General features: G+C 45.1%; 21 protein-coding genes. 9 read left to right on the top strand and 12 right to left on the bottom strand.

Annotated elements, in window-relative coordinates; all coding sequences use genetic code 11:
- Positions 1 to 44: 44 nt before the first annotated feature.
- The 5 genes from RT084_RS00595 to cydD form a co-directional block, all read right to left on the bottom strand.
- Positions 45 to 1,934 (bottom strand): sensor histidine kinase, encoded by a 1,890-nt coding sequence (locus RT084_RS00595; protein ID WP_313097128.1) that lies wholly within the window; start codon positions 1,932 to 1,934, stop codon positions 45 to 47.
- Positions 1,935 to 2,004: 70 nt separating this feature from the next.
- Positions 2,005 to 2,673, bottom strand: a complete 669-nt coding sequence (locus RT084_RS00590) for a response regulator (RefSeq protein WP_036603962.1) — start codon at positions 2,671 to 2,673, stop codon at positions 2,005 to 2,007.
- A 111-nt stretch (positions 2,674 to 2,784) separates the two neighbouring features.
- The gene (locus RT084_RS00585) at positions 2,785 to 3,654 is read right to left on the bottom strand and encodes a PepSY domain-containing protein (RefSeq protein ID WP_313097123.1); all 870 of its coding nucleotides are present in this window, start codon (positions 3,652 to 3,654) and stop codon (positions 2,785 to 2,787) included.
- A 224-nt stretch (positions 3,655 to 3,878) separates the two neighbouring features.
- Positions 3,879 to 5,636: an amino acid ABC transporter ATP-binding/permease protein gene (locus tag RT084_RS00580; protein ID WP_313097120.1), complete on the bottom strand. Its 1,758-nt coding sequence runs from the start codon at positions 5,634 to 5,636 to the stop codon at positions 3,879 to 3,881.
- 4 nt (positions 5,637 to 5,640) lie between these two features.
- The gene (cydD, locus tag RT084_RS00575) at positions 5,641 to 7,338 is read right to left on the bottom strand and encodes a thiol reductant ABC exporter subunit CydD (RefSeq protein ID WP_313097116.1); all 1,698 of its coding nucleotides are present in this window, start codon (positions 7,336 to 7,338) and stop codon (positions 5,641 to 5,643) included.
- A gap of 456 nt (positions 7,339 to 7,794) precedes the next feature.
- Here cydD and RT084_RS00570 point away from each other — a divergent pair, with 456 nt between their 5' ends.
- The 6 genes from RT084_RS00570 to RT084_RS00545 all read left to right on the top strand — a co-directional run bounded on the left by RT084_RS00570 (position 7,795) and on the right by RT084_RS00545 (position 14,051).
- Entirely contained in the window at positions 7,795 to 9,423 is a 1,629-nt protein-coding gene (locus RT084_RS00570; RefSeq protein WP_313097113.1) for a cytochrome ubiquinol oxidase subunit I, read from the top strand.
- The gene (gene cydB / locus RT084_RS00565; protein WP_313097363.1) at positions 9,416 to 10,552 is read left to right on the top strand and encodes a cytochrome d ubiquinol oxidase subunit II; all 1,137 of its coding nucleotides are present in this window, start codon (positions 9,416 to 9,418) and stop codon (positions 10,550 to 10,552) included. The genes RT084_RS00570 and cydB overlap by 8 nt, the downstream gene beginning before the upstream one ends.
- A 32-nt stretch (positions 10,553 to 10,584) precedes the next feature.
- Positions 10,585 to 10,797, top strand: a complete 213-nt coding sequence (gene cydX, locus RT084_RS12400; RefSeq protein ID WP_007116301.1) for a cytochrome bd-I oxidase subunit CydX — start codon at positions 10,585 to 10,587, stop codon at positions 10,795 to 10,797.
- 270 nt (positions 10,798 to 11,067) lie between these two features.
- A complete protein-coding gene (locus RT084_RS00555) occupies positions 11,068 to 12,354 on the top strand; it encodes an ammonium transporter (protein ID WP_409519587.1) in 1,287 nt (428 codons plus the stop codon).
- 107 nt (positions 12,355 to 12,461) lie between these two features.
- Positions 12,462 to 13,226, top strand: coding sequence for a hypothetical protein (locus RT084_RS00550; protein WP_312522604.1), 765 nt, complete (start codon positions 12,462 to 12,464; stop codon positions 13,224 to 13,226).
- Positions 13,227 to 13,478: 252 nt separating this feature from the next.
- Positions 13,479 to 14,051 carry a BLUF domain-containing protein gene (locus tag RT084_RS00545; protein ID WP_076774297.1) on the top strand — a complete coding sequence of 191 codons (573 nt, stop codon included), beginning with the start codon at positions 13,479 to 13,481 and terminating at the stop codon, positions 14,049 to 14,051.
- A gap of 158 nt (positions 14,052 to 14,209) precedes the next feature.
- Here the strand turns inward: RT084_RS00545 and RT084_RS00540 are convergent, their stop codons facing one another.
- Both RT084_RS00540 and RT084_RS00535 read right to left on the bottom strand, forming a co-directional pair.
- Positions 14,210 to 14,785 (bottom strand): BLUF domain-containing protein, encoded by a 576-nt coding sequence (locus tag RT084_RS00540; protein WP_313097105.1) that lies wholly within the window; start codon positions 14,783 to 14,785, stop codon positions 14,210 to 14,212.
- Positions 14,786 to 14,944: 159 nt separating this feature from the next.
- A complete protein-coding gene (locus RT084_RS00535; RefSeq protein ID WP_062334532.1) occupies positions 14,945 to 15,376 on the bottom strand; it encodes a BLUF domain-containing protein in 432 nt (143 codons plus the stop codon).
- A gap of 205 nt (positions 15,377 to 15,581) precedes the next feature.
- On the opposite strand from RT084_RS00535, the gene RT084_RS00530 reads away from it, so the two are divergent.
- Positions 15,582 to 16,526 (top strand): alpha/beta hydrolase, encoded by a 945-nt coding sequence (locus RT084_RS00530; RefSeq protein ID WP_312384505.1) that lies wholly within the window; start codon positions 15,582 to 15,584, stop codon positions 16,524 to 16,526.
- A gap of 346 nt (positions 16,527 to 16,872) precedes the next feature.
- On the top strand, positions 16,873 to 18,327 hold the full coding sequence (locus tag RT084_RS00525) for an NAD-dependent succinate-semialdehyde dehydrogenase (protein WP_313097098.1): 1,455 nt from the start codon (positions 16,873 to 16,875) through the stop codon (positions 18,325 to 18,327).
- Between the two features lie 104 nt (positions 18,328 to 18,431).
- Here the strand turns inward: RT084_RS00525 and pncB are convergent, their stop codons facing one another.
- The 4 genes from pncB to RT084_RS00505 all read right to left on the bottom strand — a co-directional run bounded on the left by pncB (position 18,432) and on the right by RT084_RS00505 (position 22,355).
- Positions 18,432 to 19,625 (bottom strand): nicotinate phosphoribosyltransferase, encoded by a 1,194-nt coding sequence (pncB, locus tag RT084_RS00520; RefSeq protein WP_007116292.1) that lies wholly within the window; start codon positions 19,623 to 19,625, stop codon positions 18,432 to 18,434.
- Positions 19,626 to 19,716: 91 nt separating this feature from the next.
- The gene (locus RT084_RS00515; protein ID WP_007116291.1) at positions 19,717 to 20,223 is read right to left on the bottom strand and encodes a flavin reductase; all 507 of its coding nucleotides are present in this window, start codon (positions 20,221 to 20,223) and stop codon (positions 19,717 to 19,719) included.
- Between the two features lie 20 nt (positions 20,224 to 20,243).
- A complete protein-coding gene (locus RT084_RS00510) occupies positions 20,244 to 21,299 on the bottom strand; it encodes a methionine synthase (protein ID WP_313097089.1) in 1,056 nt (351 codons plus the stop codon).
- A gap of 78 nt (positions 21,300 to 21,377) precedes the next feature.
- The gene (locus RT084_RS00505; protein WP_313097084.1) at positions 21,378 to 22,355 is read right to left on the bottom strand and encodes a DUF1852 domain-containing protein; all 978 of its coding nucleotides are present in this window, start codon (positions 22,353 to 22,355) and stop codon (positions 21,378 to 21,380) included.
- Positions 22,356 to 22,801: 446 nt separating this feature from the next.
- Between RT084_RS00505 and RT084_RS00500 the strand changes: the two genes are divergently transcribed.
- Positions 22,802 to 23,608 (top strand): SGNH/GDSL hydrolase family protein, encoded by an 807-nt coding sequence (locus RT084_RS00500; protein ID WP_007116288.1) that lies wholly within the window; start codon positions 22,802 to 22,804, stop codon positions 23,606 to 23,608.
- A 183-nt stretch (positions 23,609 to 23,791) separates the two neighbouring features.
- Here the strand turns inward: RT084_RS00500 and RT084_RS00495 are convergent, their stop codons facing one another.
- On the bottom strand, positions 23,792 to 25,327 hold the full coding sequence (locus tag RT084_RS00495; protein ID WP_313097079.1) for a cryptochrome/photolyase family protein: 1,536 nt from the start codon (positions 25,325 to 25,327) through the stop codon (positions 23,792 to 23,794).
- Positions 25,328 to 25,453 lie beyond the last annotated feature (126 nt).

Here is a 25,453-nt window from a genome sequence, read left to right as displayed (position 1 = left end):
AGATTGAGCAATGATTTAAAAAAAGCAGCGATGATTTGATAAAATTACGTTGTTTTTGAGGCAGGCTGAAACACCAAGGTTACCGTTAAGCCTTGGGTGGTGGCAGTGGTTTGGGCGTTATTCTCAACCACTTGCGTAGGACTCAAATAAATATCGATATGGGCTTGTTGACAAATTTGATAAACAATCGATAAACCTAAGCCTGTACCGCCAATTACCGTGAAACCTGAATGGGTACTTGTGTCTTTGGAGGAAAAAGATTTTTTGGCAGTATCACTATGGGTTTGTGTACTGCTTGTTTGTCCTTGTCCGTGTGCTAGGGATGCGCTCGACGCATTTTGATTGACGCGGTAAAAAGGTTGAAAGACGTCTTGATAATGGGCTGCATCAATGCCAATGCCCGTATCGGCAACTTGGACGATGAGTCGTTTTGCGCGGTGATTGGGTGTGTTGCTAGCGTTGTTCACCAACACAGGGGTCGGGGTCAATGCGTTGGCGAAGTTGGCACGGGTATCTTGCGTGGCATGGGTCGAATCGGTGCTGCTTGACGACTGCGTTAAATCTTCGATAGTCATGTGGTCAATGACAACAGCGATATTGCCTGTGGTTGGGGTATATAAAATGGCATTTTGCAGTAAATTTTTGAGGAGGATAAACAAGGCAGTTTCATCTAGACTGACCTGCGTCGCTGACGTACCCAGCGCGGCGAGATGGTTGTCAACCGACAGGGTTTGGTCTTTGCTATCGGCAATCGGAAATAGCAGTTTGATGGCTTCTCGTAGCACTGCGATTAAATCGGTGGGCGTGTTGGTGCGCTCGGTCAGCTGTGATTGCTGGGCGTCCATACGGGCAAGGGTAAGTAGCTGTTCCACCAGATGTTGATTGTGTTCCACTCTGACAGCGAGCTTATGAATGTTTTGTTTGAATTTGGCTTGCCTTGCAGGGTCGCTATACATCGCCGCGTCTTGACTGTATTTTTGCAGTTGTTGCACTTGCAGCGAGATGGCGGTCAATGGCGAGCGTAGCTCATGCGCGGCATCCGCGATAAAGCGATTTTGGTTTTGGATATGCGCGTCAACCCTTTGTAACAAGGCATTGATTTCAATGACCAAGGGCATGAGCTCGCTGGGCAGAATCGAGCGATGTTGGCTGTCAGTGGGTAGCTCGATCAAGCTGAGATCTTGACCATGACGTTTTGCCATTTGCCTAGCTAATATCTGAATCGGACGCAATACGCGCTTTAATACCCAAGGCAATAGGGCAAGCAGCAATAGGGTCGTTAGTAAAATTGGAATAATAGATTGCCAAGCCGATTTTAACGCAATTTTTTTCTGCCATTCGACAGGTTGACGCACAAAAATCACCCGCCTTGGGGTGTCTTTACGAAAGACTTTCCAGATTTCACCATCGAGGGTTAATTCACTAAAACCAATAGGGGTGTTAATCAATTGCGGGTGAGCCATTGGCTCAATAAAATTGGTGTCAATTTTGCCAAAACGGGCCGGGAAGATATCAACTTGCACACCGTCTTTAACGCCTTGATACTGTAGTACGTTGCTTTCATCATTGGATGAGAAAACCGTGGTCGGCGTGCTACTGCTAGGGGCAGAAGCTATCTTAGCTGGTAGAGGTGGTCTAGGCGGTGGTAAGTCATGCGGTGCAAAATCGTTATCTGGGTTTGATAGACGCCTATTAGGCTTCAGGTTACGGGGAGGGGGTCGCAGGGCCGCGCGCGAGCTAACCAGCTCAGCAAGATAGCTAAGATTGGTTTCTTGTGAGGTGTTAAACTCTTGATAGGTATAGCAAAATACCGCAATCTGTACCAAAATGCCAATCGATAGTAACGTGCCAAGGATCCAGACCAGCAACTGTTTTTGCAGTGATTTTTGCAACGATTTTTGCAAGGGAAGGGCGGTTTTTGTAGGGGTAGTCATGGTCATTTTCGCCGCTATTTGGCGGTCATTGTCTGGATGTTTTTTTGAGGCCTTTTTTTATCACTTTTTGTTAGTCTTGGGCTTCGGCGCTGATATACCAGCCTAAACCACGGATGTTTTTAATCCGTTTTTGACCAATTTTTTTGCGCAGTCCATAGATTAAAAATTCAATGGCATTGCTCTCTATCCCGGCTTCCCAATTGTAGATAGAATTTTCCAATTCACTTTTAGAAAACACTTTATCGGGCGCGGTCATAAAAGTGGTGAGCAGCATGTATTCTTTGGCGGTAATATCGATTTCTATGCCGTCACGTTTGAGGCGTTTGGCATTGATATCGAGGGTTAAGTCGCCGACTTGTAGGGTGTTTTGGCTATTGCCTTGTGAGCGGCGCACCAACACACGCATACGAGCAAGCAATTCACTCATCGCAAATGGCTTGGTCATATAGTCATCTGCCCCAGCATCCAGCCCTTTCACGCGGTCTTTGATTTGGTCTCGGGCGGTCAGCACCAGTACAGGCGTATCGATTTTGGCACTGCGAAGCGTCTCTAACACGCTCATGCCGTCAATTTCTGGTAAGCCCAAATCCAGCAAAATCACGTCATACGATTCGACTTTGAGGGTCAAAATCGCTTCTCGCCCATCTTTTGCCCAGTCTACCGCATACGCTTCTTCTTCTAGACTATCAATCAGACTGTCGGCAATGAATACGTCATCTTCGACGAGTAATACTCTCATTGGGTTACCTTTATACACGAATACTGTTCAATAAATAAACTATAACACAAAAAACCGCCATTCTAAGAATGACGGTGTTGCTCATAGGCAAAGTTGCCATTTGGCACTCAATTATGGCTGAGTAGGCGCACGACGGTTGAGGTCGTTAAGTGATTTGACATCGCTCACGGCACCTGTTTGGGCATCAACTTTGACATGATAGACTTCTTTACCTTTTACCACTTCAATCTGATAGCTTGGGGTTCTTGGTGATTGATTCTGGGCAGGGTTTGGTGCAGGCGGCATGCCTGTATTGCCCATTTGTGGGTCTCTGTTAGGGCGGCGTTGACCGTCACGAGGACCATGACCCATTTTGCCCCCTTTATCCCCACCCAAATGGGCGCCAATGGCTTCACCACCCACTTGGCTTGCTGCCAATTGCATGGCGCGCTCTAGGCTGACATTGGTGGCAGGCGGCGCAGGTGGTTGATTGTTGTTGGGGGTATTAGACGTATTAGGTTGTGGCGGACGCGCTGGGCGTGATGGCCGTGATGGCATAGTTGCTTGGGTCACTTGACCATTAGAGGCATTGACGATATACAGTTGTGGTTGACCATTCGCACTAAGGGTCATGACACGGTAGCCGACGATGTTGTTATTGGCGTTTTTGGCGATACGGGCAGGGTTTGGGTTGGGTCGGTTGCTATTGTCATGATATTTTACGCCAACAATGCGTGTGTTCGCGGTTTGTTTTTGTACCAAGGCGACTGCTTGAGAGGCACTGATGCTGGCATTGGCGGCTGCTTGGGCGTTGGCCTGCATGGCTTGTAAGTGTTGCTCAAAGTTCTTGGCATTGGCCGGATGGCGTTTTTGCATGTTTTGCGCTTGTGGTGCCGCTGAGGTGCTCGCACAGGCGGTGACTGTCGCACCTGTAACGATGCTAAGCAGAGCTACACTAAGTCCAGTGGCTAAAAATGAGGGGTTAAATTTTGCTAAGTTCATAGGTTTTCCTGCGGTTGTTAATATAGTTGTTGATAACCCTTGATTGGATAGTACTATCATACAGAAATTAAGACAGCAGAAACTTAGCGATAACGCAGAATCGGGCTAGGTAGGTTATAGCAATCGGATTAAAAAAATTTGTTTTGCATAAACGCCCACAGCAACGTTCAAAAATGTTTTTATCAATTTTTTTGTCTGTCAAATCAAACCTGACCCCTGACAGGTTAAATAAAAACACCAGGCTCAGGTAATTGCACGATATTAATTGGACACTCAGTTTGCCAAAGATGGTGGGTGACAATGATTAAAATGCCTTGCTGCTGATGCTGTACCAGCATTTGCCACAGTGCTTCACGGCTTTTTTTATCAAGTCCCGCAAACGGCTCATCTAGCAGCAAGATTTTTTTTGGGCTAAGTAATAGCCGTGCCAAGGCAATGCGTCTGGCTTGTCCACCGGAAATAGCTTGCCCGTATTCCCCTAGCGGGGTCTGTAATTGTAGCGGCTGACTGCGCGCCCAGTCTTTGAGTCCAACCTTACCCAGCACTTGCCAAAGCTGTTCATCACTGGCATCGGCGTTGCCCAATCTTAAATTGGTCGCCAAGGTCTGGTCAAAAATATCAATCTGTTGCCCCAAATAACCTGTGAGCGCGGGCGTATCGTGTAACGCTAACCAATCCATCCCATTGAGCTCGATGCTGCCTTGTTGTGGTGCTAGTTCATGAGCCAGCACTTGTAACAGTGTTGATTTTCCCGCGCCCGAGCGTCCCGTAATCAATACAGGGATGCCTTGGGTGGCAGTCAAGCTGATAGCTTTGAAACCGACAATCGCCTGCGGCATTTTGGCAGCTAGCTGATTAATGGTGAGTGTGAGTGGCGCATCTAGGCGCGTAACATCAATGGGTAAAGGGGCTAAATCAGGCGTTAAATGATGGCTAGGTTGTAGCGAAGGATTGAGTAATTCATTGAGTTGATGTTGTGCTGCCAAACTATTGCCAAGGGCTAGCGAATGGGTGACTAACGGCGCTAGCAAGTCAGTCATGCCCATGATACCGAGGAATAGCGCAAGCAGCATCGGCACACTGATGACAAGGGGCGTGTGATAAAAACCCACTAACAAGCCGACCAAAACCGCTGCCATCAGCCACTGCATGATGAGCATGACCAATGACTGGGCGCGCTGGATACGCTTTTGCTGATGCGTATGTTGAGTGTCGACGCTGTTAAAAGCAGTCAATTCGGATTGCCAGCGCTGCCAAATCAATAAATGGGTAAGTGCCGATAGCGGATTGAGCAAACTGACACGCCTAGACTCTGCCAATGCCTGATGAGCGCGGGCGTGCTTGATACTACGCCATGTCAGCATGGTAGGCAACATCAAACCGGCGATTAAAAATATGGCAATCAGCACGGGGCTAACCTCATACTGATAAAGTAAGGTGGCTACTAGCAAGCTCGCGGTTGTCGCGACTAGCCAAGGCGATACCACGCGCAGTGGCAACTCATTGAGCACATCAATATCATGGGTTAAACGGTGCATGGCATGGGTAGATTGTAAGGTAATTGATAAATTTGCCAGTGGCAGGCGTGAAAACTGGTTAAAAAAACGCACTCGCAGCCGCTGCAACAAACCAAACACCGCATGGTGGGACACCATCATTTCACCATAGCGTCCTGCGGTACGTACCATCGCCATCACACGGATAATCGCTGCCGGTACCAGATAATTAAAACTGTGTGAGCCCAGCGCCACCATCCCCGCCATTGCTGCCGCAGAAATAAACCATCCTGACGTCATCAATAGCCCAATCACCGATAACGCAGTCATTATGCCTAAACAGGCAGCAATGAGCCATTTATCTAGCTGCGTGCTAAACAGCTGGGTTAAACGAAAGGTTTGATGACTGTTTGATTCTTTTTGCCGGTGAGTGTTGACAAGGCTATTTTGACTAATAAGCCTATTTTTACTATTAGAGTCTGTCATACCGTTACGCCTTCGCCAAAGTAGATGCAATATCAAGGCTTATTTGCCGATCCAGCCAAGGTAGTTTTGTGGCATCGTGCGTCACCCATAACACGGTTTTACCGCTAGTCACTTGTTGTAATAGCGCATTAATCTCGGCTGCGGTATCACTATCTAAATGCTCAGTGGGTTCATCGAGCAGCCAAAGCTGCGCGTCTTGTAATAGTAACTGGGCTATTGCCAGTCGTCGCTGTTGTCCACCGGACAACCCGCTACCACGCTCACCTAACTGAGTATCTAGCTGATTTGGTAGGGCTTTTATCAAAGGTTTTAATCCTACTTGCGCAAGAATTTGCCATAGTTTGTCATCACTGGCGGTTGGGTTTGGCAGGCGCAAATTATCGGCGATACTCATCGGCAGTAGCATGGTTTGCTGTGACAAATAGGCGATTTGGTGGCGAAATTGCGTGGAATTGATGGTGTTAAAATTTTGGTTGTCAATAAAAATATCGCCTTGGTAGGCACAAAAACCCAAAAAAATTTGCAATAGGGTGGATTTGCCGCTGCCACTTTGACCGACAATCGCCAACCGTTCCCCTGCGGCAATAGCGAAACTTAACGGCGCGAGCCGTGTGCGCTGCTGATGATTGACCCAAATATTATCTGCGTCAATGGCAGGGGGCGCAGTTAATATAAAGGGGTTAGCTTTTGTTTTTTCCGCTGACTGAAAAGCTAACAACGGTGATAATTCAGCAATCGCACCTTCCGCTTGCGCTTTAACATGATAATCCGCGCCCAACTGACGTAGCGGGGCATAAAATTCGGGTGCCAACAGCAGCAAAAATAGCGCCGACTGGTAAGGCACAGGCACCGTGTTTTTTTGCCAGGGTAAAATACCGATTAAACCAAAACCCAAATACACGGCAAGTAGCGCAATCGACAGCGCGGCTAACAGTTCTAGCGCGGCGGTGTTTAAAAACGCAATTTTGAGCACCGACATGGTGCGCATACGGTAGGCTTCGGCTGAAGCATCGATATCTTGACTGGCGTGCCCAACAGCATCCAGCCGTTGCAGTGTCGCTGTACCACGTAACCAATCCAAAAATCGCCCGCTTAGCTGTGCCATCGCGGCAAATTGTTGCCGACTTTTACGGGCGGTGGCATGACCAATTAATACCATAAATACAGGGACTAGCGGTGCAGTTAGTAGTAAAATCAGCGTCGCTATCCAGCTTTGGGTCGCTGCCGCAACTAATAGCATGATAGGCGTGGTCACCACAATCAGTCGCTGCAGATAAAAACGGCTGACATAGCCCGTTAAGGCGTCACATTGCTCAATCACCATACTGGCAAGCCCACCATCACTGCCATACTGGTCGCGCGCTGCACCTACTTGTGCCAGTTTTTCAAGTAGCGTTTTTCGCAGGATGCTGGCTACTTGTAGCCCTGCGTCTAAGGCCAGCTGGTCTTTGCAAAAATGCAGTAAAGGACGTAGCAACAGACACCCTATGAGCCACGGCAGATAATCAAAAAATACGTCAGTGGCAGCGCGGTGATGGGTAATTTGTGTTAACCAATTTGCAAAGATAACCGCAATCAGCCAAGACTGCACGATCAATAACAGCGTGGAGACAACTGACAGTCCCCATGCCATATAAATCGGTCGTTTTGCCATAGCGGCATAGTGACGAAGGGTTTGGTTGACAGCAGAAGTTTCAGACATGGTTGGTTAATAGTAACGATAAAATCAATGGGCATATCATAGCGTATCAAACGCAGGTTAGGTATTACAAATCATGTTCATCAAGGCAATGAGACAAAAAAGTGTAAACACCGTGCCCACCAATGAGGGTTGATAAAACCTTGATAAAGGCATATAAAAAGCCATATAAAAGACAATTAAATAAGTAAAGCGATGAACGACTCCACTTTAAAATATTACCCTCAAGAGACCCATAAACTATCACTTATTCAATTATCACCATCTTTGACAGGGTATGAGAAGATGGTAGCAGCAACGTAATACTAATCATAGTATTTTGTAGTTAGGTGCGACATTATGCCGCATGACAAATAATTTATAGATTTATATAATGTTTGTAAATAAAAACATTACCCTTTTTTAACCACGCATAAGGGTAATTGACATCTGAATTGGTTGTCAAACCAAGGAGTCAACATGATAACAGAACATCTCGTCGATATCTCCCGTCTGCAATTTGCAGTCACGGCGTTATATCATTTTTTATTTGTACCACTCACACTGGGCATGGTGTGGCTGCTGGTCATCATGGAATCCATGTACGTGATGACAGGCAAAGAAGTGTGGAAAGACATGACGCGTTTTTGGGGCAAACTGTTTGGCATCAACTTTGCCTTGGGTGTCACCACCGGCATCACCATGGAATTCCAGTTTGGTACCAACTGGGCGTACTACTCACAATATGTCGGTGATGTTTTTGGTGCACCGCTTGCCATTGAAGGCTTGATGGCATTTTTTTTAGAATCGACCATGGTCGGACTGTTTTTCTTTGGTTGGGATAGACTGTCACGCGGACAGCATTTGCTGGTGACTATATTGATGGCACTGGGTACCAATCTATCCGCGTTGTGGATTTTGATTGCCAATGGGTGGATGCAAAATCCGGTTGGCGCAGAGTTTAGTTACCAAACCATGCGCATGGAAATGACCGATTTTGCGGCAGTATTATTTAACCCTGATGCGCAAAACAAATTTGTGCATACCGTCTCTGCCGGCTATACGGTGGGAGCGACCTTTGTGCTTGCCATCTCAGCGTGGTATCTGCTCAAAAAACGCGATGTCGAATTTGCCAAACGCAGCTTTCAAGTCGCGGCGGCATTTGGTTTTGCGTCGATTTGTAGCACCATCGTACTGGGTGATGAGTCGGGTTATTCCATTGGCTTGGCACAGCAAACCAAAATGGCAGCGATAGAGGCGATGTGGGAAACCGAGCCTGCGCCTGCCAGTTTTAATTTGATTGCAGATATCAACCAAGCCGAGCAAAAAAACAACTGGGCAGTGCAAATTCCGTATGTGATGGGCTTGATTGGGACGCGCTCACTAGATACCCCGATTTTGGGTATCCATGACATCAAAATCATCAATGAAAAACGCATCATCAATGGTCAAAAAGCGGTGTTGCTACTGGATCAATTACGCAGTGCGCCCCCAGGTTCAACCCCAAATCCTGTGACAGTGGCAGAATTTGAAAAGGTAAAAAAAGACTTGGGCTTTGGGTTATTGCTCAAACGCTATTCGCCAGATGTCAGCAAAGCCACGCCTGCCATGATTAAACAGGCCACCGATGCCACTATTCCACCTATTATTCCGATGTTTTGGTCATTTCGTGCCATGGTGGGCTTGGGTTTTTTATTGTTGGCATTGTTTACTATTAGTCTTTGGTCAAGTGTCAAAGATAACTTTATCCAAAAACCTTGGCTGTTACGTTGGGCATTATTGATGCTGCCTGCGCCTTGGCTTGCTGCTGAATTTGGTTGGTTTGTTGCTGAGTATGGGCGTCAACCTTGGACGATTTATGGCATGTTGCCGACCTATTTTTCAGTCTCCAACATTAGCGTGGCGAATGTGTATGCCTCGCTGGCGGGATTTGTTGGTTTTTATACGGTGCTGCTGATGATTGAAATGTACTTGATGGTGAAATATGCCCGTAAAGGACCCGCCAGTCTAGGAACGGGCAAATACTACGGCGAAGACACTCACAAGGTTCATGTGAGTCCTTCATTAAATTTGAGCCCTAAGACAGCCGAGGTGAATCATGTTGTTTGATTATGAAACACTCAAAATTATTTGGTGGTTATTGGTCGGTGCGCTGCTCATTGGGTTTGCTATCATGGATGGGCATGATATGGGCGTGTGTTCGTTACTGCCTTTTGTCGGCAAAGATGATGAAGAGCGCCGGGTGATTATCAATACCATAGGTCCGCACTGGGAAGGTAACCAAGTGTGGTTTATCACGGCAGGCGGCGCGATTTTTGCGGCATGGCCGATGGTGTACGCCACTGCCTTTAGCGGTTTTTATTGGGCGTTGATGGCAGTGTTGTGGGCGTTATTTTTCCGCCCGGTGGGGTTTAAATATCGCAGTATGATACACAATCCCACCTGGCGCAAAGCGTGGGACTGGGGGTTGTTTGTCGGCTCATTTATCCCGGCTGTAGTGTTTGGCGTGGCATTTGGTAATTTGTTTTTAGGCGTGCCATTTAGTTTTAATAACCATTTGGTATCGACTTACACAGGCTCATTTTGGGCATTGCTTAATCCATTTGCCCTACTGTGTGGCTTGATTAGTGCGTCTATGTTGATTATGCAAGGTGGGGCGTATTTGGCGCATCGCACCCTTGATGAGGTGCAACATCGTACCCTTAACTACGCTGCTATCAGTAGTCTGGTGATGGCGGTGCTGTTTGTGCTCGCGGGAGTATGGATACAATCGATTGACGGCTATCATATCACTAGCCACATTGACCCCCAAGCCTTGCCAAATGTGCTCAACAAAGAGGTGACGCGTCAAGCGGGCGCATGGATGGCAAATTATCATCAGTATCCGCTGGCATGGGCATTCCCTGCACTTGGTGTCATCATGCCGCTTGTCACGGCGATATTGCTAAAAGCGCGTAAAACCTTGAGCGCATTTATCGCCTCCAGTATTGCTGTGCTTAGTGTGATTATGACCGCAGGGGTGGCATTATTTCCGTTTGTCATGCCATCCTCTAGCGATCCACGTTCAAGCTTGACGATTTGGGACAGTGTATCGAGTCATCTTACCTTGATGATTATGTTGTTTGTCGTGGGGGTGTTATTACCGATGATTGTAGGCTACACCAGCTGGGCATATAGCGTGATGCGCGGTAAAGTGACCAAGGCTTATGTTCGAGAGCAAGAGCATTCACTTTACTGACCCAAATCAAGGCAACTTAATAGGAGAACACAATGTGGTATTTTGCGTGGATATTAGGATTGGGGTTTGCGGTATTATTGGCGATTTTAAACGCGCTGTGGCTTGAAAATGCCGATGCGCGTAATAAAGCCTTTAATCCAAAAGCTAAGGACGATAATCCCACCAATGATGGTACGGTGACAGAAGGCAATCCCACTGAAGATATCCATAAAACAGGTAAGACTTCAGATAACGAGTCCTTATAGCCATCAACCTCAACCATTAGCGCTTTAAGTCATCACGGCTTAAAGCGCTTTTTTATGCGTTTTCAAAACCCGCTATTTTTTAATTATTTTCTTATTTGGTACACAATTTGCATTCCCTGTCTTGGCAAAACTGATTAATACTTGAGCGATAATTTTTTATCGAGGGCATAAGGGCATAAGGGTAAAAGCTTCATGAGAAAGTTAAACAATACGGTTCAACGGCATACGGGTAAACGGCTTAATAAAGCCTATAAATGGCTATTATCCGTGATGGTTTTTTATCAACATTCCTCGGTGTACGCTGCGACGCCCACCAATGAGCAGCTATATGACTACCAAAATGTGATGTGGGTAGTTATTGGCGGTTTGCTGGTGTTCTTTATGCAGGCGGGCTTTGCGCTCATTGAATCAGGCTCAGTGCGCAGTAAAAATACCGTGAATGTGCTGATGAAAAACTATACCGATATGGCGATTGGCGGATTAATTTTTTATATCTTGGGCTATGGCTTGATGGCAGGCAACAACCCGACAGGTTACGTGGGTCAAAGCGAGTTTTTACCAGAGCAGCTTAGCAATATGCAATGGGCACATTTGTTTTTTCAGATGATGTTTGCTTCCACCGCCGCCACCATTGCCAGTGGTGCGATGGCGGAGCGTATTAAATTTTCAGGGTATCTGATTGGTACGTTGATGACTTGCGGACTGATTTATCCCGTCGTAGCAAGTTGGGCATGGGGTGGTTATTATGGCGGTCAAGGCTGGCTTACCCAGCTTGGATTTATTGATTTTGCCGGCTCTTCGGTGGTGCACTCTGTCGGTGGGTGGTTAGCGCTCGCGGGTATTATCGTCCTTGGACCGCGTATTGGTCGCTTTGCCCCTGATGGCACGCCGCGCTTGATTGCCGGTCATAATCTCACGCTGGTCACATTGGGCGGCTTTATCCTATGGTTGGCGTGGTTTGGATTTAACGCAGGTTCTACACTGACCAGCTCAGGCAACTTGGGCAAAATCATGCTAAATACCCATCTAGCAGGGGTGAGTGCGGTGACGGCTTATTTGCTGATTTCAGGGGTGATGCGTAAGGCAATTTTATTGAGTGATACGGTCAATATCAGCCTTGCAGGATTGGTCGCCATTACCGCAGGCTGTGCGACCATGTCGCCTGTGTATGCGATTGTTACCGGTGTTGGTGCATGTTTGGCGTATTTGGCGGTGAAGCGGTTATTGGATAATGTTCAAATGGATGATGCGGTGTATGCCGTTGCCGTGCATGTGGGCGGCGGTGTGTGGGGTACGCTGGCAGCAGGGCTGTTTTATGAAGGTGATTTATTCGACAGCCATCGTATTATCGTACAGCTGATGGGCATCGCGGCAATGTTTGTTTGGTCGTTTGGACTGGGTATGGTGGTGTATTTTGTGATAGAAAAAACAATCGGTCTTCGCGTACTTGCACAGCATGAGCAACGCGGGCTCGACTTTACCGAACATGCCGAAGGGGCTTACCCTGAATTCCAAGATAGCTTATTTAGTCAGCAAACGCTAACTGAGCGGCACTAGTTTTAAATTTTTGCGGTACCTGTCTGCTCTGTCGTCACAGGTACCCGACCCACCACAGTCATTTGCGTCCATTGTAATTTTATTAACTTTAAATATTTGGCACCGTCATGAACAAAGAAGCTACTATTAAATCTGCGTTAACACCGTTTTTAAAAGATGCTGATATCCGTAAAGCCATGGACATCTTTCATAAAAATTATGCCGATATTACGCCCTACCAAATCCAGCGTTTTGTCCATGAAATTACGCAAGACAACGAAACCAAAGAATATCGCTCAAATATCCGTCGAAGTTTGATGAAAGCGCTGAGTGATTACCAAATGGGTGCAGCCAACCCCCAACCGATAACCCATGATATCCCTAATTTGGGGCAAAATAGGCTAGTAATTCACCCATCACCCAGTCAAGTAGCTATCTCTAACCAAAAACCTGACGCAATATCTGACCCAATATCTAGCCAAACATCTAACCAAATAGCCGCCTTTGAGTTACTGATTGATAGTTTTACGGCGCAATTTTCACCATTATTGGGCAGCCAAATTTTAGACAGTGTCAGGCAGACGATTCATCAGCATCATAATTCATCAAAATCTCGTGGTTTTGGGCTATTAGCTCGCAAGGCAGAAACCAATCAGGCTTTAACCCTAACCATGATTCACTTTTTTGATCAGTTTTTTGGTGGCGATAAACAAAGCGCGTTGACAATGTCGTTGACCGATGCGGATACAGCAGGGTTTAGAACTATCTTATCGTTATTTTATCAGCAAGCGTGTCAATGGGCGGGACCTACTGATGCAGATATTGCCTTGGCGCAGGCAAACAAGATTACCAAAGCCAAGTTTGACGTATCTTTGGTTGAAAAATTTATGTAGAATGCCATTTATATAAAATACTACGGATTGACAGTAACATAGTACAATTTTTATGCAGACCTAAAGATGCTGAATGGCAAGTTCCCAGTTCATTTTATTTCCAGGTCCATTTTAGAGAGTTTAGCACTGCGCTTGATACTGTATTGTAGCTTAATTTTATGAGACCAATTCTAGGTGTCATAAGATTAAGTTTTTTTTAACCGATGAAAATTTATTGCAACTGGCTTCCCTCACAAATTTTCGGAAAATGTCATGAATCATCAAATTCAGTATTATGTTTACGCCAGTAAAATAAATTTGACCCAAATTTTTGACCACAATTTATTCACTGATATTCGCGAGCAAGCCCAGTCCAACAATCAACACCATCATATTACGGGGTTTTTATTGTTTAAGGATGGCAAATTTTTGCAGTATATTGAAGGTCAAAAAGCGGTATGTGAACAATTATTTAACACCATAAAGCAAGACCGACGACATAAAGAGATAGTGGTGTTAGACCAGGGACAGTTAGAAAAACGCTATTATCAGCAATGGCTGATGAATTGTTATAACATGGATGAAAAAACCCAAACCCTTGAACTGCTTAATCTTCCAGATATGGTGTACGACTTTGATATTTATCATTGGAGCCAAGCTCACGTACATGAGGTGATGTCACTAATGGCAAAAAACCATTTGCTTGGCATGACACCCCAAACAGGCAGTTTTTTCTCGGTGGTTTATCGCCGCTTTATGCGGCAGAATAAAAAATATTTAATCATTCAACTGCTGATATTAGGTATGTTTTTCATCAGTTTATTGTTCTTAAAAAGCAACCATTAAAATTAACCATTGATTAACGCGATAGGGTATAAGCCGAAAGTGACGATTACCAAACACTTAATAAAGACGTCGAAACAATTGAGCTTAAACCGCGTCGCTATCTTGCGCTTGCGTAAGCGTTTAATGGTTAGCCTTTTCGCCATCAGATTGGCAAAAATTTACAGGTCAATTAACAACATAAATATCACCAACCATGGAACCGTGATGATGGTGAACATGAAAAAAAGGTGTTTTTTGACATGGTGTTTGATGATGGCGCCGATGTAGCTTTCCGCTTTGACTTGGTAGGGCGCAATATCAGCCGCATCGCGCTCATAGAATGCGACCATCTCATTGAGTAATTGCTCGACTTGTTCGGTCTGCCATTGGTAGGTTTCAAACTGTGCTAACAGCTCGCTAATCACTGGGGTTGCATGGGATATGCTGGGTGTCACGCATAGCATATCGCATTGCTTAAAGCGTTTAGAATGGGTCGTACCTTGATGGATAAGATGAATTTTATGGTGGCGTTTATCATGGGTGATAGCGAGGTACAAATTCGCTATATACATTTCACTACCTTCCATAAAATGCAGAAAGCGACCATCTTTGAATAGGATAAAACCCATGATGCCGGTTTTTTGATTATTATCTCTCGCACTTTGATAAATTTGGGTAAATGTGCTGGGCTTTAAAGCGGCTGACCACGTAAGCGAACTGGTATAAGTCAGGTAATAAGTAGGGGGAGACATCATCGTAGAACTCCTCAGCCATACTCTTTATATGTTACTTTGAGTGTAGCATAATAATTTTTAATGTTATTATTAATTTAGCATCTTTTATTAAAACTAAAGTATAACCCTTAATTCATACAAAAATAAATTAAAGTTTATAAATCTTTTTAGGGTAAAAATTTAATTATTTTTATGATGCTGTGTTTGCATATCTGTGATTAGCTCATTCACCTCCGGTGACTGCCAATCGGTGGGGTTAAACGCTTGAAATAGTCGGCTAATGGATAAATTATTCACATCCTTATCAATGTCAATACAGTACATATCCCATTTTTTGAACCGCGGCTGTTCCCGATGACCCTCGGTAATTATTTTTAAATTTTTATGGCGATAATCTTTAAGTAAATCTTGGTACAGGTGAGTGACCAATGCCTTATCCCCTTCCAAATATTGAAAAAAATGCCCATGTTTGAATAGCAAAAATCCCGTGATATGTTGGGCATGATTGTTTTGCCTAGAAATCTGCTCGATAGTTTTGAAAGTAAAAGGATTAATCGCGCCCAGTAAGGTGATTTTACTGGTGTAAGTTAAATAATAAATAGCATCACACATAACGATATCCAACATAAGGTTACCGCTGTTACCAATTCACTACAGCAGGCATTTGATTAACGCTTATAAGCGATTATACTTAACAAAAAGCCATTTTCTTACATAAATATTTAATCATTTCAAATTTAACGTCCTGACTTAAAAACTTACTTATTTAAAAAAGCAAAAACCTTAAAAAAGAGAAACCTTTAAAAAAGAGAAACCTATGTCAAATTCATCGACCCACGCTACAAAACACCCGTCATCCGCCACCGTCCGCTTGAATAAATACAAACTTGGAACTGCTGCGGTTATAGCCCTTGTGGGGTTAAATTTGATAGGCTGTCAGGCCATGGCGACAAAAAACGCACCCATCGCAGCAAAAGCTGATAGCACTAGCACTGTGTCAAATGGTATTAAAACCATCAAAAATATTGCCTATGGCACAGATACCCGCCAACAACTCGATATTTATACCCCTGCAGATGGTCAGCGTCACCCTGTGTTGATATTTGTATATGGGGGCAGCTGGCAACATGGCAAACGCCAAACCTATGGCTTTGTCGGTAAGCAGTTTGCCAAGTCGGGCTACACCACAGTGGTGGTGGATTATCGCTTAGCCCCTGCAAACGTATTCCCAGATTATGTGCTTGATACAGCCAGCGCCATGGGTTGGGTGTATCGCAATATCGCTCAATATGGCGGCAATCCTAATCAGCTGTTTGTCATGGGGCATTCTGCAGGGGCGTTTAATGTGGTATCTGCGGTGGATGATAGCCGTTTTTGGAAAACCACCGGCATTCCCAACAAGGCAATATTAGGCGTGATTGGACTAGCAGGGCCGTATGATTACGATTTTCGTAGCGGTACTACCAAAGTTGCCTTTCCAGCTGATAGCACCCGCCAGCAAGTGATGCCTGTGTATCATATCCGCCAAGATGTACCCCCGCATTTGTTGGTCACAGGCAGTAAAGATATGCTTGTCTACCCACAAAATGCTGATAGCCTACAAAAAGCGCTCACCCAAGCAGGCGGCAACGTGGAGCGGGTGCAAGTCCCTGCCACTCATGCAGGTATCGTCATTGGACTGGCAACACCGTTACAGTCTTTTTATCCCACCTTTAACAAGGTCAATGATTTTATGCAGCGGCATTTGCTAACAGCGCGTTGAGAAGAATTTCCAACAAAAAGTATAAAGAGAAACTTTTAAGCAGCGGCAATTTTCACAGAATCATGCAGTCAAAGGCATACCACTGCTAAGACAGTAGCCTCAAATGCGATGAGAAAATCATAACCGAGTTGACGTAACCGACTCGGTTTGCATTTTTATGCAATTAATTATATTTATGCAACTTTCTATCCAATCTTTGCTGTAATTTTTACTTCATGAACAGCTGCTGCAACATAATGACGCTATTCCACACAGCTGCTATCCGCTTATAATAAGCGGCATTGACCTGCTTATCATAAAAAAATTTTCAATATCCTCATAACAACATAACGAACAGGAATTCCTGATGCTACCAATCAAAGACCCAACCTTACTTAAAACCCAATCACTCATTGACAACCAATGGACGGACGCCACGACAGGCGACACCATTGATGTCACCAATCCATTTGACAACCAAGTGATTGCCACCATACCGAGTCTAGAAAAATCCCAAGTCATCGACGCCGTTGCCATCGCCCACAAAGCGCAAATAGACTGGGCACAAAAAACCGCCAACGAGCGCGCAGCTATTTTAAACAACTGGGCGGATTTAATCGACCAAAATAAAGAAGATTTGGCAATAATCATGACAGCCGAGCAAGGCAAGCCAATGACCGAATCGCGCGGTGAAATCGGCTATGCCAATAGCTTTATTCGCTGGTTTGCCGAAGAAGGCAAGCGCATCTATGGCGACATCATCCCTAGCACCAACAAAGACCTACGCTACGTGGTGTTAAAACAACCGATTGGCGTATGCGCGGCGATTACCCCGTGGAATTTCCCCGCCGCCATGATTACACGTAAAGTGGCACCGGCATTAGCTGCTGGCTGTAGCATAATTGTCAAACCTGCCACTGAAACACCCTTGACCGCATTAGCACTGGGCGAACTTGCCATACGTGCAGGCTTACCTGCAGGCTTGCTACAAATCGTCACCGGTAAATCCTCAGTGATTGGTGAAGTGCTCACCCAAGATGAACGTATCCACAAATTGTCATTCACTGGCTCTACCGAAGTTGGTCGCGTGCTGATGTCACAATGCGCGTCCACGGTCAAAAAACTCTCGATGGAGCTTGGCGGCAATGCGCCCTTTATCGTCTTTGATGATGCCGACTTAGAGAAAGCAGCAACCGGTCTTATTGCTTCCAAATACCGTAACGCGGGGCAAACCTGTGTCTGTGCAAACCGCGTGTATGTGCAATCAAGTATTAAAGACAAATTTTTAGCCATCTTCAAACAAAAAGTAGAAGCCTTAAAAGTTGGTAACGGTATGACAGAGGGCGTGAATATCGGTCCGCTCATCAACCAAGATGCAATGGACAAAGTCGAGCAGTTACTTGAAGATGCGGTCAACAAAGGCGCGACCGTGGTCACCGGTGGAAAGAAACACAGCGCGTCAGATTTAAGTTTTGAGCCAACCATTATCACGGGTATCACCGATGACATGGACATCGCTAGCCAAGAGATTTTTGGTCCCGTCGCCCCGGTATTTATTTTTGATACCGATGACGAAGTGATTGCCCATGCCAACAATACGATTTATGGACTAGCGGCGTATTTTTATACCCAAAGCGTTGCGCGTTCGTGGAAAGTGTGTGAAGGACTCGAATATGGTATGGTTGCGCAAAACACAGGACTGTTATCAACTGAAGTTGCACCATTCGGCGGTGTGAAGCAATCCGGTTTCGGTCGTGAAGGCTCAAAATATGGGATTGAAGATTATGTGACTACCAAATATTGGTGTATTGATGTGCAATAATAGTTCAATCGTCCAAATTCATGGCATACATTGCCATGATTGGGCGTGAGATTGAACGCGCAGATTTAGTTTATTGGTTTTTTGCAATGAGCGCTTTAGAATTTTTACTCAGCGATATCAAATACTTGGCGCAGATATGCCAAAAAGGTATCGTTATCGGTCATGGTTTTGCCCGGGCTATCGGATATTTTGGCAACCGATTGCCCGTTACATTCAACCAGTTTTAGGACGATGTTGAGCGGTGTTTGACCCATATCATTGGTCAAGTGAGTCCCGATACCAAACCCTAGTTGAAAACGGTCGTTAAAATGCAAGTACAGTGCCCACGCCTTCTGCAGCGTCAACCCATCGCTAAAATTTAACATTTTGGTTTTTGGGTTGATTTTGAGTTGTTGGTAGTGCGCGTAGGCTTTTTCGCCCCATTCATACGGGTCACCACTGTCATGACGCAGTCCATCAAATAGCTTGGCAAAATACAAGTCAAAATCGCGCAAAAAGGCATCCATTCCGACCACGTCTGTCAATGCAATACCTAAGTCTCCTCGATATTCTTGAACCCAAGCTTCGAGTGCCGCTTTTTGGAAATTACGCAAGCGCACATCGAGCGCCTGAAAGGCTTGCAGAAATTCATGAGCCATTGTGCCAATTGGGGTGATATCGAACTGTTTGGCAAAATACACATTGCTCGTACCGCGAAATATTTCCGGCACTGCCATCAACCGCTCAATCACTTGTTCTTGCCAAGCGACACTATAACGTCGACGCGTACCAAAATCTGATACCAAAAACGGGACGTCATAAGCCGCCATTTGGCGACGATAATCTTGTAACAGTAGCAGTTTATCGTTTAGCCGTTGTTCACCGACTTGCCAAGCCGATTGCTGATCAAGGTGACTAAAATACAGTTCATTGACAATCGCCAACACAAAGATTTCAAACATCATCGCTTGAATCATCGGGCCTTCAATACGAATGTCTAACCGACCTTCGGCATCAAGGGTCGCTTTGATAAAACGCCGTTTGAGTTGAAATAATTCCAGATAATCAACAAAATCACTTTTGATAAAGCGCAGACCACGAAGGTATTGCAGCTCATCAGCTGTAAAGCGTAGTTCACAAAGCGCATCGAGCTCGGCATTGACTTCATCGAGTAGCGTTGATAGAGGATAGGCGGTGTCTTCAAGGTTGCGACAGCGAAACGCATATACGCTATGCGTCTGTGGAAACTTGTGTAGTACCACTTGTAGCATGGTAAATTTGTATAAATCCGTGTCCAACAAAGACTTAATAATCGCCATTACCCATCCTAAATTCTGTAACTATTGATAAGAGTGACTACTTTAGCATTAATTCGCTTGGATTGTACAAAATCTGACTCTGTGCTTGGCATTATGGTTGGTTGGGCGTTTCGACTTTAATTTTATTGACGGCATGGTATTCACGATTAAAATACACCAAGCCTGTCTGGTCTTTGCCTTGTTGTATGGCTTCGATACGACAAATAAAAATCCCGTGTGTGCCGACTTCCTGGATTTGCTCGATTTGGCAATCAAAGCTCGCCAAGGCATTGTCCAAAATCGGTGATTGGGTCATCAAGGTATGCCATGTGCCATGCTCAAAGCGCGCTTGCGCTTCGAGTTTGGAGGCAAAAACCGCAGATAATGGTGCATGATGATCGGCAAGCACATTCACCGCCAATACCTTGTTTTGCACGAAATATTCATACGAGCGTGAGGCGGTATTCATGCATACGAGCAAGGTCGGTGGGGTATCGGTTACACTGCACACCGCCGATGCAGTAAAGCCATGACGACCCGCAGGGCCATCAGTAGTGACCACATTGACCGCAGCCGATAACATCGACATGGCATTTCTAAAATCAGTAACGTCAACCATTATTTTTTCCAAAGTACTTTTTAAATTATGAGGTCGTCCAATTGATGCGTGGCTAAATAGTCATTTCGGACAAGCTTGGCGCCTTGTGCTAAGGCAGACAACTTGCCTTGTGCCACATGACGGGGGAGCGGCGCCATCCCGCAATTGGTACAAGGGTACAAATTTTTGGCATCCACAAACTGCAAGGCTTTATGTAGCGTTGCTGCCACTTGTTCAGGCGTTTCTATCTGATGCGTTGCCACATCAATCGCGCCCACCATCACTTTTTTGCCACGAATCAATTCGATAAGTTCCATTGGTACGCGCGAATTTTGACATTCTAGCGACACCATATCAATCGCCGATTGTTGTAGTTTGGGGAAGATGGCTTCATATTGTCGCCATTCACTGCCCAAGGTTTGTTTCCAATCGGTATTGGCTTTGATACCATAACCATAACAGATATGGACGGCAGTGTCACATTTCAACCCTTCGATAGCACGTTCGAGTGCCGCAATGCCCCAATCATTAACTTCATCAAAAAATACATTAAAGGCAGGCTCATCAAATTGAATAATATCAACCCCTGCCGCCTCGAGTTCTTTGGCTTCTTGGTTGAGTAGGGTGGCAAATTCCCAAGCCAGCTTTTCGCGGCTGCCGTAGTATTGGTCACTTAAGGTATCAATCATGGTCATGGGTCCAGGTAGCGCCCATTTGATAGGTTTGTCTGTGTGCTGACGTAAAAACTTGGCGTCCTCAGCAAATACCGATTGCGGGCGCGACACCGCACCCACCACAGTCGGCACACTAGCTTCATAGCGATTGCGAATTTTTACCGTAGCGCGATTGGCAAAATCAACCCCATCTAGATGCTCAATAAAGGTGGTGACAAAATGTTGGCGGGTCTGCTCGCCATCACTCACAATATCAATGCCTGCCGCTAGTTGCTGCTGCAATGATACCAATAACGCGTCTTGTTTGCCTTGGACAAGGGCGCTGTCTGTTAGCTTCCAAGGTGACCAAAGTTGTTCAGGTTCAGCAAGCCAGCTTGGTTTAGGCAGGCTACCTGCCGTTGATGTTGGAAAAAGTGTCGTCATTGTTTTCTCTTTAATTGTTTGGTGTCAGCAAAAACTGCTTAAGCGACTTACTAAGCTACTTGGGTTAAGTTACTTGGGTTAAGCGACTTGCGAATTTAACCAGTTTTGTAATAAGGTTTGGTAGGGTTTAATAAAGTGGGTTTCTGTGTATTGACCTTGTTGAATCGCTAGCTGGCTGCGCTCTTCACGGTCATACTCGATTTTGGTCAGTGAATAATCCTCATGATTTAAACTGGGCTGATAGCTTTGACCTGCCACGCTATTGGCATTATAAATCTCAGGACGATAGATTTTTTGGAACGTTTCCATCGTGCTAATCGTGCTAATAAGCTCAAGGTTGGTGTAGTCGTTGAGCAGATCACCTTTAAAATAAAACGCAAAAGGTGCCACTGATTTTGGCGGCATAAAATAACGCACCGATAATCCCATTTTGCTAAAGTACTCATCTGTTAGTGAATACGCGTCTTGTACATATTCAGTGCCCAAAATCGGATGACAATTGGCGGTTTGGGTATAAGTCTTGGTGGTTGACACACTGAGACAAATCACCGGTGGTTTGTTAAATTGCTCACGATAGGCAGGCGAGTTCAACACATACTCAAACAACTTGCCATGCAAATCCCCAAACCGCTCGGGCACGCTAAACGATGGCTGGTTTTTGTTATGCGCCAACAGCCATACACTAAAGTCATAATCGCGCACATAGGAAGAAAAACTGTTCCCCACAATGCCATCGATTCGCTGCTGGGTCTGGGTGTCAAAGATAACGGTTTTTAAAATCTCAATAGCCGGAAAGCTGTCTTTCGTACCAACAATCTCAAGATTGGCAGAGACAATCTCAAGCTCGACCTGATAGCGGTCGCCCGTCACATTGTCCCAATGTGCCAAGTCATTAAATCGACGGTTAATCATTTGCAGGGTATTGCGTAAGTTTTGCTCGCGGTGTTCCCCCCGTGCCAGATTGGCAAAGTTGGTAGTCAGCCTAGTATCTTTGGCAGGTTGGTAATTTTCATCAAATGCAATGGTTTTGATATGACAATCAATCGGTAAAGTCATGTCTATAATCTCCGTAACAGTAGCGCAAAAAAATTTTCTTTTAGCACCCTACGATTACTAAAAATCGTCACTGCTAAAAGTACAAAGACAGTTATACGCTAAAATTAAGATGAATAAAAACGAATTAAAATTTAAAAATGATGAATTTTATTCATTTAAGGTTTTTCCTTAAATAAAAAACGGCTAGAGAGTGTCTAAGCGTTTTTTGTTAAACATGACTATTCTTGCGGATGTTTTGGCAAAGCGCTGCTATTCACCAATGCTGTTTAACATAAGGTAAAGTATCACCAGTACCAATTTAGCATCAGTTAGCGAAACAGCATGCGTTGCTCGACTAATCGTTAATGTATCAATCCGTTAAACCACCCTTTGAACAATCAACGTGGTTTTTTTATAGTAATTATCACTATACAATAATCCAAAAAGCGCTGTTAAAAAGGAAAGTTATGCAACAACATATCAATGGCTTGTCTTATAAGGATATACTAATCAGCCCGATATACTATTACCAAGGCAAGCAGGTAAGACGCCAAACCATCGTATTACCAACGCCGCTGTCTGAGAGAAAAGGTGTGGTAGATTTCAACAAGATAGATAACTCCGCATCTGATTCATCTTTAACCCTGTTACTCGTAGGCGATAGTGCTGCGGCAGGCGTAGGGGTGGAAAGCCAAGAAGCAGCGCTCATGGGGCAGCTAATCAAAAATTTATCCTCTAATGAAATAATTGTAAAACGTTATTGCCACTTACAATGGCAAATGGCAGCTGTGTCTGGATTTACCAGTTTTGATGTGCTTCGACAACTTTATGTATTGGCAAGTGAAAAGATAGACATAGTCATCATCAATGTCGGGGTCAATGATGTCGTAACAAATACAAGGCCTAGAGACTGGCAAGCACATATAGAAGCTATTATTGAAATCGCAGGGCGTAAATTTACTGCTAAGTATGTTATTTTTGTTGGATTGCCACCCATGCAAAAAATGCCTGCCTTGCCAAGCCCGCTGAATCAATTGATAGGCAAAAAAGCGTCATTATTGGACAAGCGACTTTATCAGCTGATTTTAAACTATCAAAACACCAATAACCAATTAGATACCCAAATCCATTATTTAGCAGTGAGTTTTGCTGAGCAGGACGATAGTAAAAACTTATTTGCAAAAGATGGCTTTCACCCCAGTGCGAAAACTTACGCACTATGGGGTACACAATTAGCGGATTTTATCAGTCAGGCAATATCAACCAAGCCGTAATTTGTCAGCCATTCAATAAATAGTCAGCAATCAATAAGCTGTCTTGGTAGTCGATTTCATCATTGCGACACACTTGGCAATAGCAACTTTTTCAATCAACTGCTCGGCAACTGGGCATATCCGTTTTGCTCATTAACCGTATCAACTGACGCTCATACACACAAAGTTGATTATTGAGCTATCTTAGGGTATTGGTTTTTTAAACGCCTCAATCGCCATCGCCCGTGAGGCTTTTGTTGGGGTGTCAAGCTTTGGATAGGCGATGTGAGGATTTTGTGTTAGGTAGGTTTGCAGTTTTTGCTCATCGTTGATGATGTTAGCTGGCACTGTTGCAAGCTCGGGCACCCAGTGTTGGATATAGCTGGCGTCAGGGTCGTGTGTTGCCGCCTGGCTAAATGGATTCATCACCCGAAAATAAGGCTGAGCATCGGTACCGACGGAAGCTGACCATTGCCATCCGCCATTATTACTGGCAAAATCACCATCTGCCAAATGCTGCATAAAATATGCCTCACCCCAACGCCAATCGATTAATAGGTTTTTGCTCAGATACATCGCCACCACCATACGCAGCCGATTGTGCATAAAACCTGTGCTATTGAGACAGCGCATCGCTGCATCCACCAGCGGCACACCGGTCTTGCCTTGATACCAGCTTTTAAAGTCGGCTAGGTCATAACGCCAAGCCACAGATTCATCGAGTGGGGTCAAAAATGCCTTGCCTTTAACGATATCTGGACGGTTAACCATAACATCATAATAAAAATCGCGCCAAGCCAGTTCGCTAATCCAGCGCATGATGTCTTTCTCGCTTGCAAGTCCTTGCTGACCGTTCAGCCTTTGTCTGGCTTCAAGATAGCATAATCTGGGTGATAGCATACCGATTGCCAAATAGGGCGATAAACGACTGGTCGCACCCAAGTGATTATTCAAAGCGGGCATGTCTCTGGCGGTATTGTAATCAGCGATATGGTATTTTAAAAAATCATCCAGTCGTGATTGAGCAGCCGCTTCACCGGCAGGGTATAACAATTGAGCTAACTTACCCATGTGAGTGAGCTGTTTATCAAGCGCAGCGGTGGGGGTAAAATAAGCGCGATAAAATGCATCAATCGTTATATGGTCATTGGTATTGGGGCTGTCTTTGGCGAGTTGTATGGTATTTATAGCCATGGCAGCAGGGGTGGGCGATAGGGTTAAGCCGGCGGTTTCAACCATTGCAAGCCAACGCTTGTAAAAAGGGGTAAAGACTTTGTACGGCATACCTTTGTCGGTGACGATACGCTGAGGGGCAATCACCTGACTATCATCAAACCATTGGGTAACTATCCCCAACGACTGCGCCTGCTGGGCGATATACTGATCGCGGGCAACTTCATTCACCGGGTACTCCAGATTGGCAAATAAATGGCTTATAGAAAGCTGCTGGCAAAGCTCAAGTACATCCGTCGCCTGCAAGGCAAAATCATCCACCACTCTGATGATGATACCAATATTCAACTGAGATAAACTCTGCTCAAGTGCGCGGATTTGCCGCAGTATCAAGTCAATTTGCCACAGCGATTTGCGGTGTGATTGCCATTGCTTGGGTGTCAAATAAACCACGGCGATGACGCCAGCATGATTTTGCCGTGCATGCTCACAGCAAGCCGCAAAAGCGGTATTGTCAAAGGTGCGCAAATCTTGGCGAAACCACATCAAGTTCATTGTGCTGCTCATTATCTTTACCCCAATACAACAATTTATAGTTAGGGTATTATGTCAACAAAGGCTTGGTTTCCCAAGACATTTTTTCAGGTTTGTTGCGCCATCATAACGGTAAAAGCCAGTTATCCCGTTGCAAAA

The organism is Moraxella sp. CTOTU48717, from assembly GCF_032057165.1.
GTDB classification, from domain to species: Bacteria; Pseudomonadota; Gammaproteobacteria; order Pseudomonadales; family Moraxellaceae; genus Faucicola; species Faucicola tetraodonis.
The sequence above is the reverse complement of the archived record's forward strand: the minus strand, read 5'-3'. Positions and strand labels throughout refer to the sequence as shown.

What these genes read in the sequence shown, in the direction of transcription:
- RT084_RS00595 (WP_313097128.1), bottom strand. Translation starts at nt 1,934, where the DNA reads ATGACTACCCCTACAAAAACCGCCCTTCCCTTGCAAAAATCGTTGCAA.
- RT084_RS00590 (WP_036603962.1), bottom strand. Translation starts at nt 2,673, where the DNA reads ATGAGAGTATTACTCGTCGAAGATGACGTATTCATTGCCGACAGTCTG.
- RT084_RS00585 (WP_313097123.1), bottom strand. Translation starts at nt 3,654, where the DNA reads ATGAACTTAGCAAAATTTAACCCCTCATTTTTAGCCACTGGACTTAGT.
- RT084_RS00580 (WP_313097120.1), bottom strand. Translation starts at nt 5,636, where the DNA reads ATGACAGACTCTAATAGTAAAAATAGGCTTATTAGTCAAAATAGCCTT.
- cydD (WP_313097116.1), bottom strand. Translation starts at nt 7,338, where the DNA reads ATGTCTGAAACTTCTGCTGTCAACCAAACCCTTCGTCACTATGCCGCT.
- RT084_RS00570 (WP_313097113.1), top strand. Translation starts at nt 7,795, where the DNA reads ATGATAACAGAACATCTCGTCGATATCTCCCGTCTGCAATTTGCAGTC.
- cydX (WP_007116301.1), top strand. Translation starts at nt 10,585, where the DNA reads ATGTGGTATTTTGCGTGGATATTAGGATTGGGGTTTGCGGTATTATTG.
- RT084_RS00555 (WP_409519587.1), top strand. Translation starts at nt 11,068, where the DNA reads ATGGTTTTTTATCAACATTCCTCGGTGTACGCTGCGACGCCCACCAAT.
- RT084_RS00550 (WP_312522604.1), top strand. Translation starts at nt 12,462, where the DNA reads ATGAACAAAGAAGCTACTATTAAATCTGCGTTAACACCGTTTTTAAAA.
- RT084_RS00545 (WP_076774297.1), top strand. Translation starts at nt 13,479, where the DNA reads ATGAATCATCAAATTCAGTATTATGTTTACGCCAGTAAAATAAATTTG.
- RT084_RS00540 (WP_313097105.1), bottom strand. Translation starts at nt 14,785, where the DNA reads ATGATGTCTCCCCCTACTTATTACCTGACTTATACCAGTTCGCTTACG.
- RT084_RS00535 (WP_062334532.1), bottom strand. Translation starts at nt 15,376, where the DNA reads ATGTGTGATGCTATTTATTATTTAACTTACACCAGTAAAATCACCTTA.
- RT084_RS00530 (WP_312384505.1), top strand. Translation starts at nt 15,582, where the DNA reads ATGTCAAATTCATCGACCCACGCTACAAAACACCCGTCATCCGCCACC.
- RT084_RS00525 (WP_313097098.1), top strand. Translation starts at nt 16,873, where the DNA reads ATGCTACCAATCAAAGACCCAACCTTACTTAAAACCCAATCACTCATT.
- pncB (WP_007116292.1), bottom strand. Translation starts at nt 19,625, where the DNA reads ATGGCGATTATTAAGTCTTTGTTGGACACGGATTTATACAAATTTACC.
- RT084_RS00515 (WP_007116291.1), bottom strand. Translation starts at nt 20,223, where the DNA reads ATGGTTGACGTTACTGATTTTAGAAATGCCATGTCGATGTTATCGGCT.
- RT084_RS00510 (WP_313097089.1), bottom strand. Translation starts at nt 21,299, where the DNA reads ATGACGACACTTTTTCCAACATCAACGGCAGGTAGCCTGCCTAAACCA.
- RT084_RS00505 (WP_313097084.1), bottom strand. Translation starts at nt 22,355, where the DNA reads ATGACTTTACCGATTGATTGTCATATCAAAACCATTGCATTTGATGAA.
- RT084_RS00500 (WP_007116288.1), top strand. Translation starts at nt 22,802, where the DNA reads ATGCAACAACATATCAATGGCTTGTCTTATAAGGATATACTAATCAGC.
- RT084_RS00495 (WP_313097079.1), bottom strand. Translation starts at nt 25,327, where the DNA reads ATGAGCAGCACAATGAACTTGATGTGGTTTCGCCAAGATTTGCGCACC.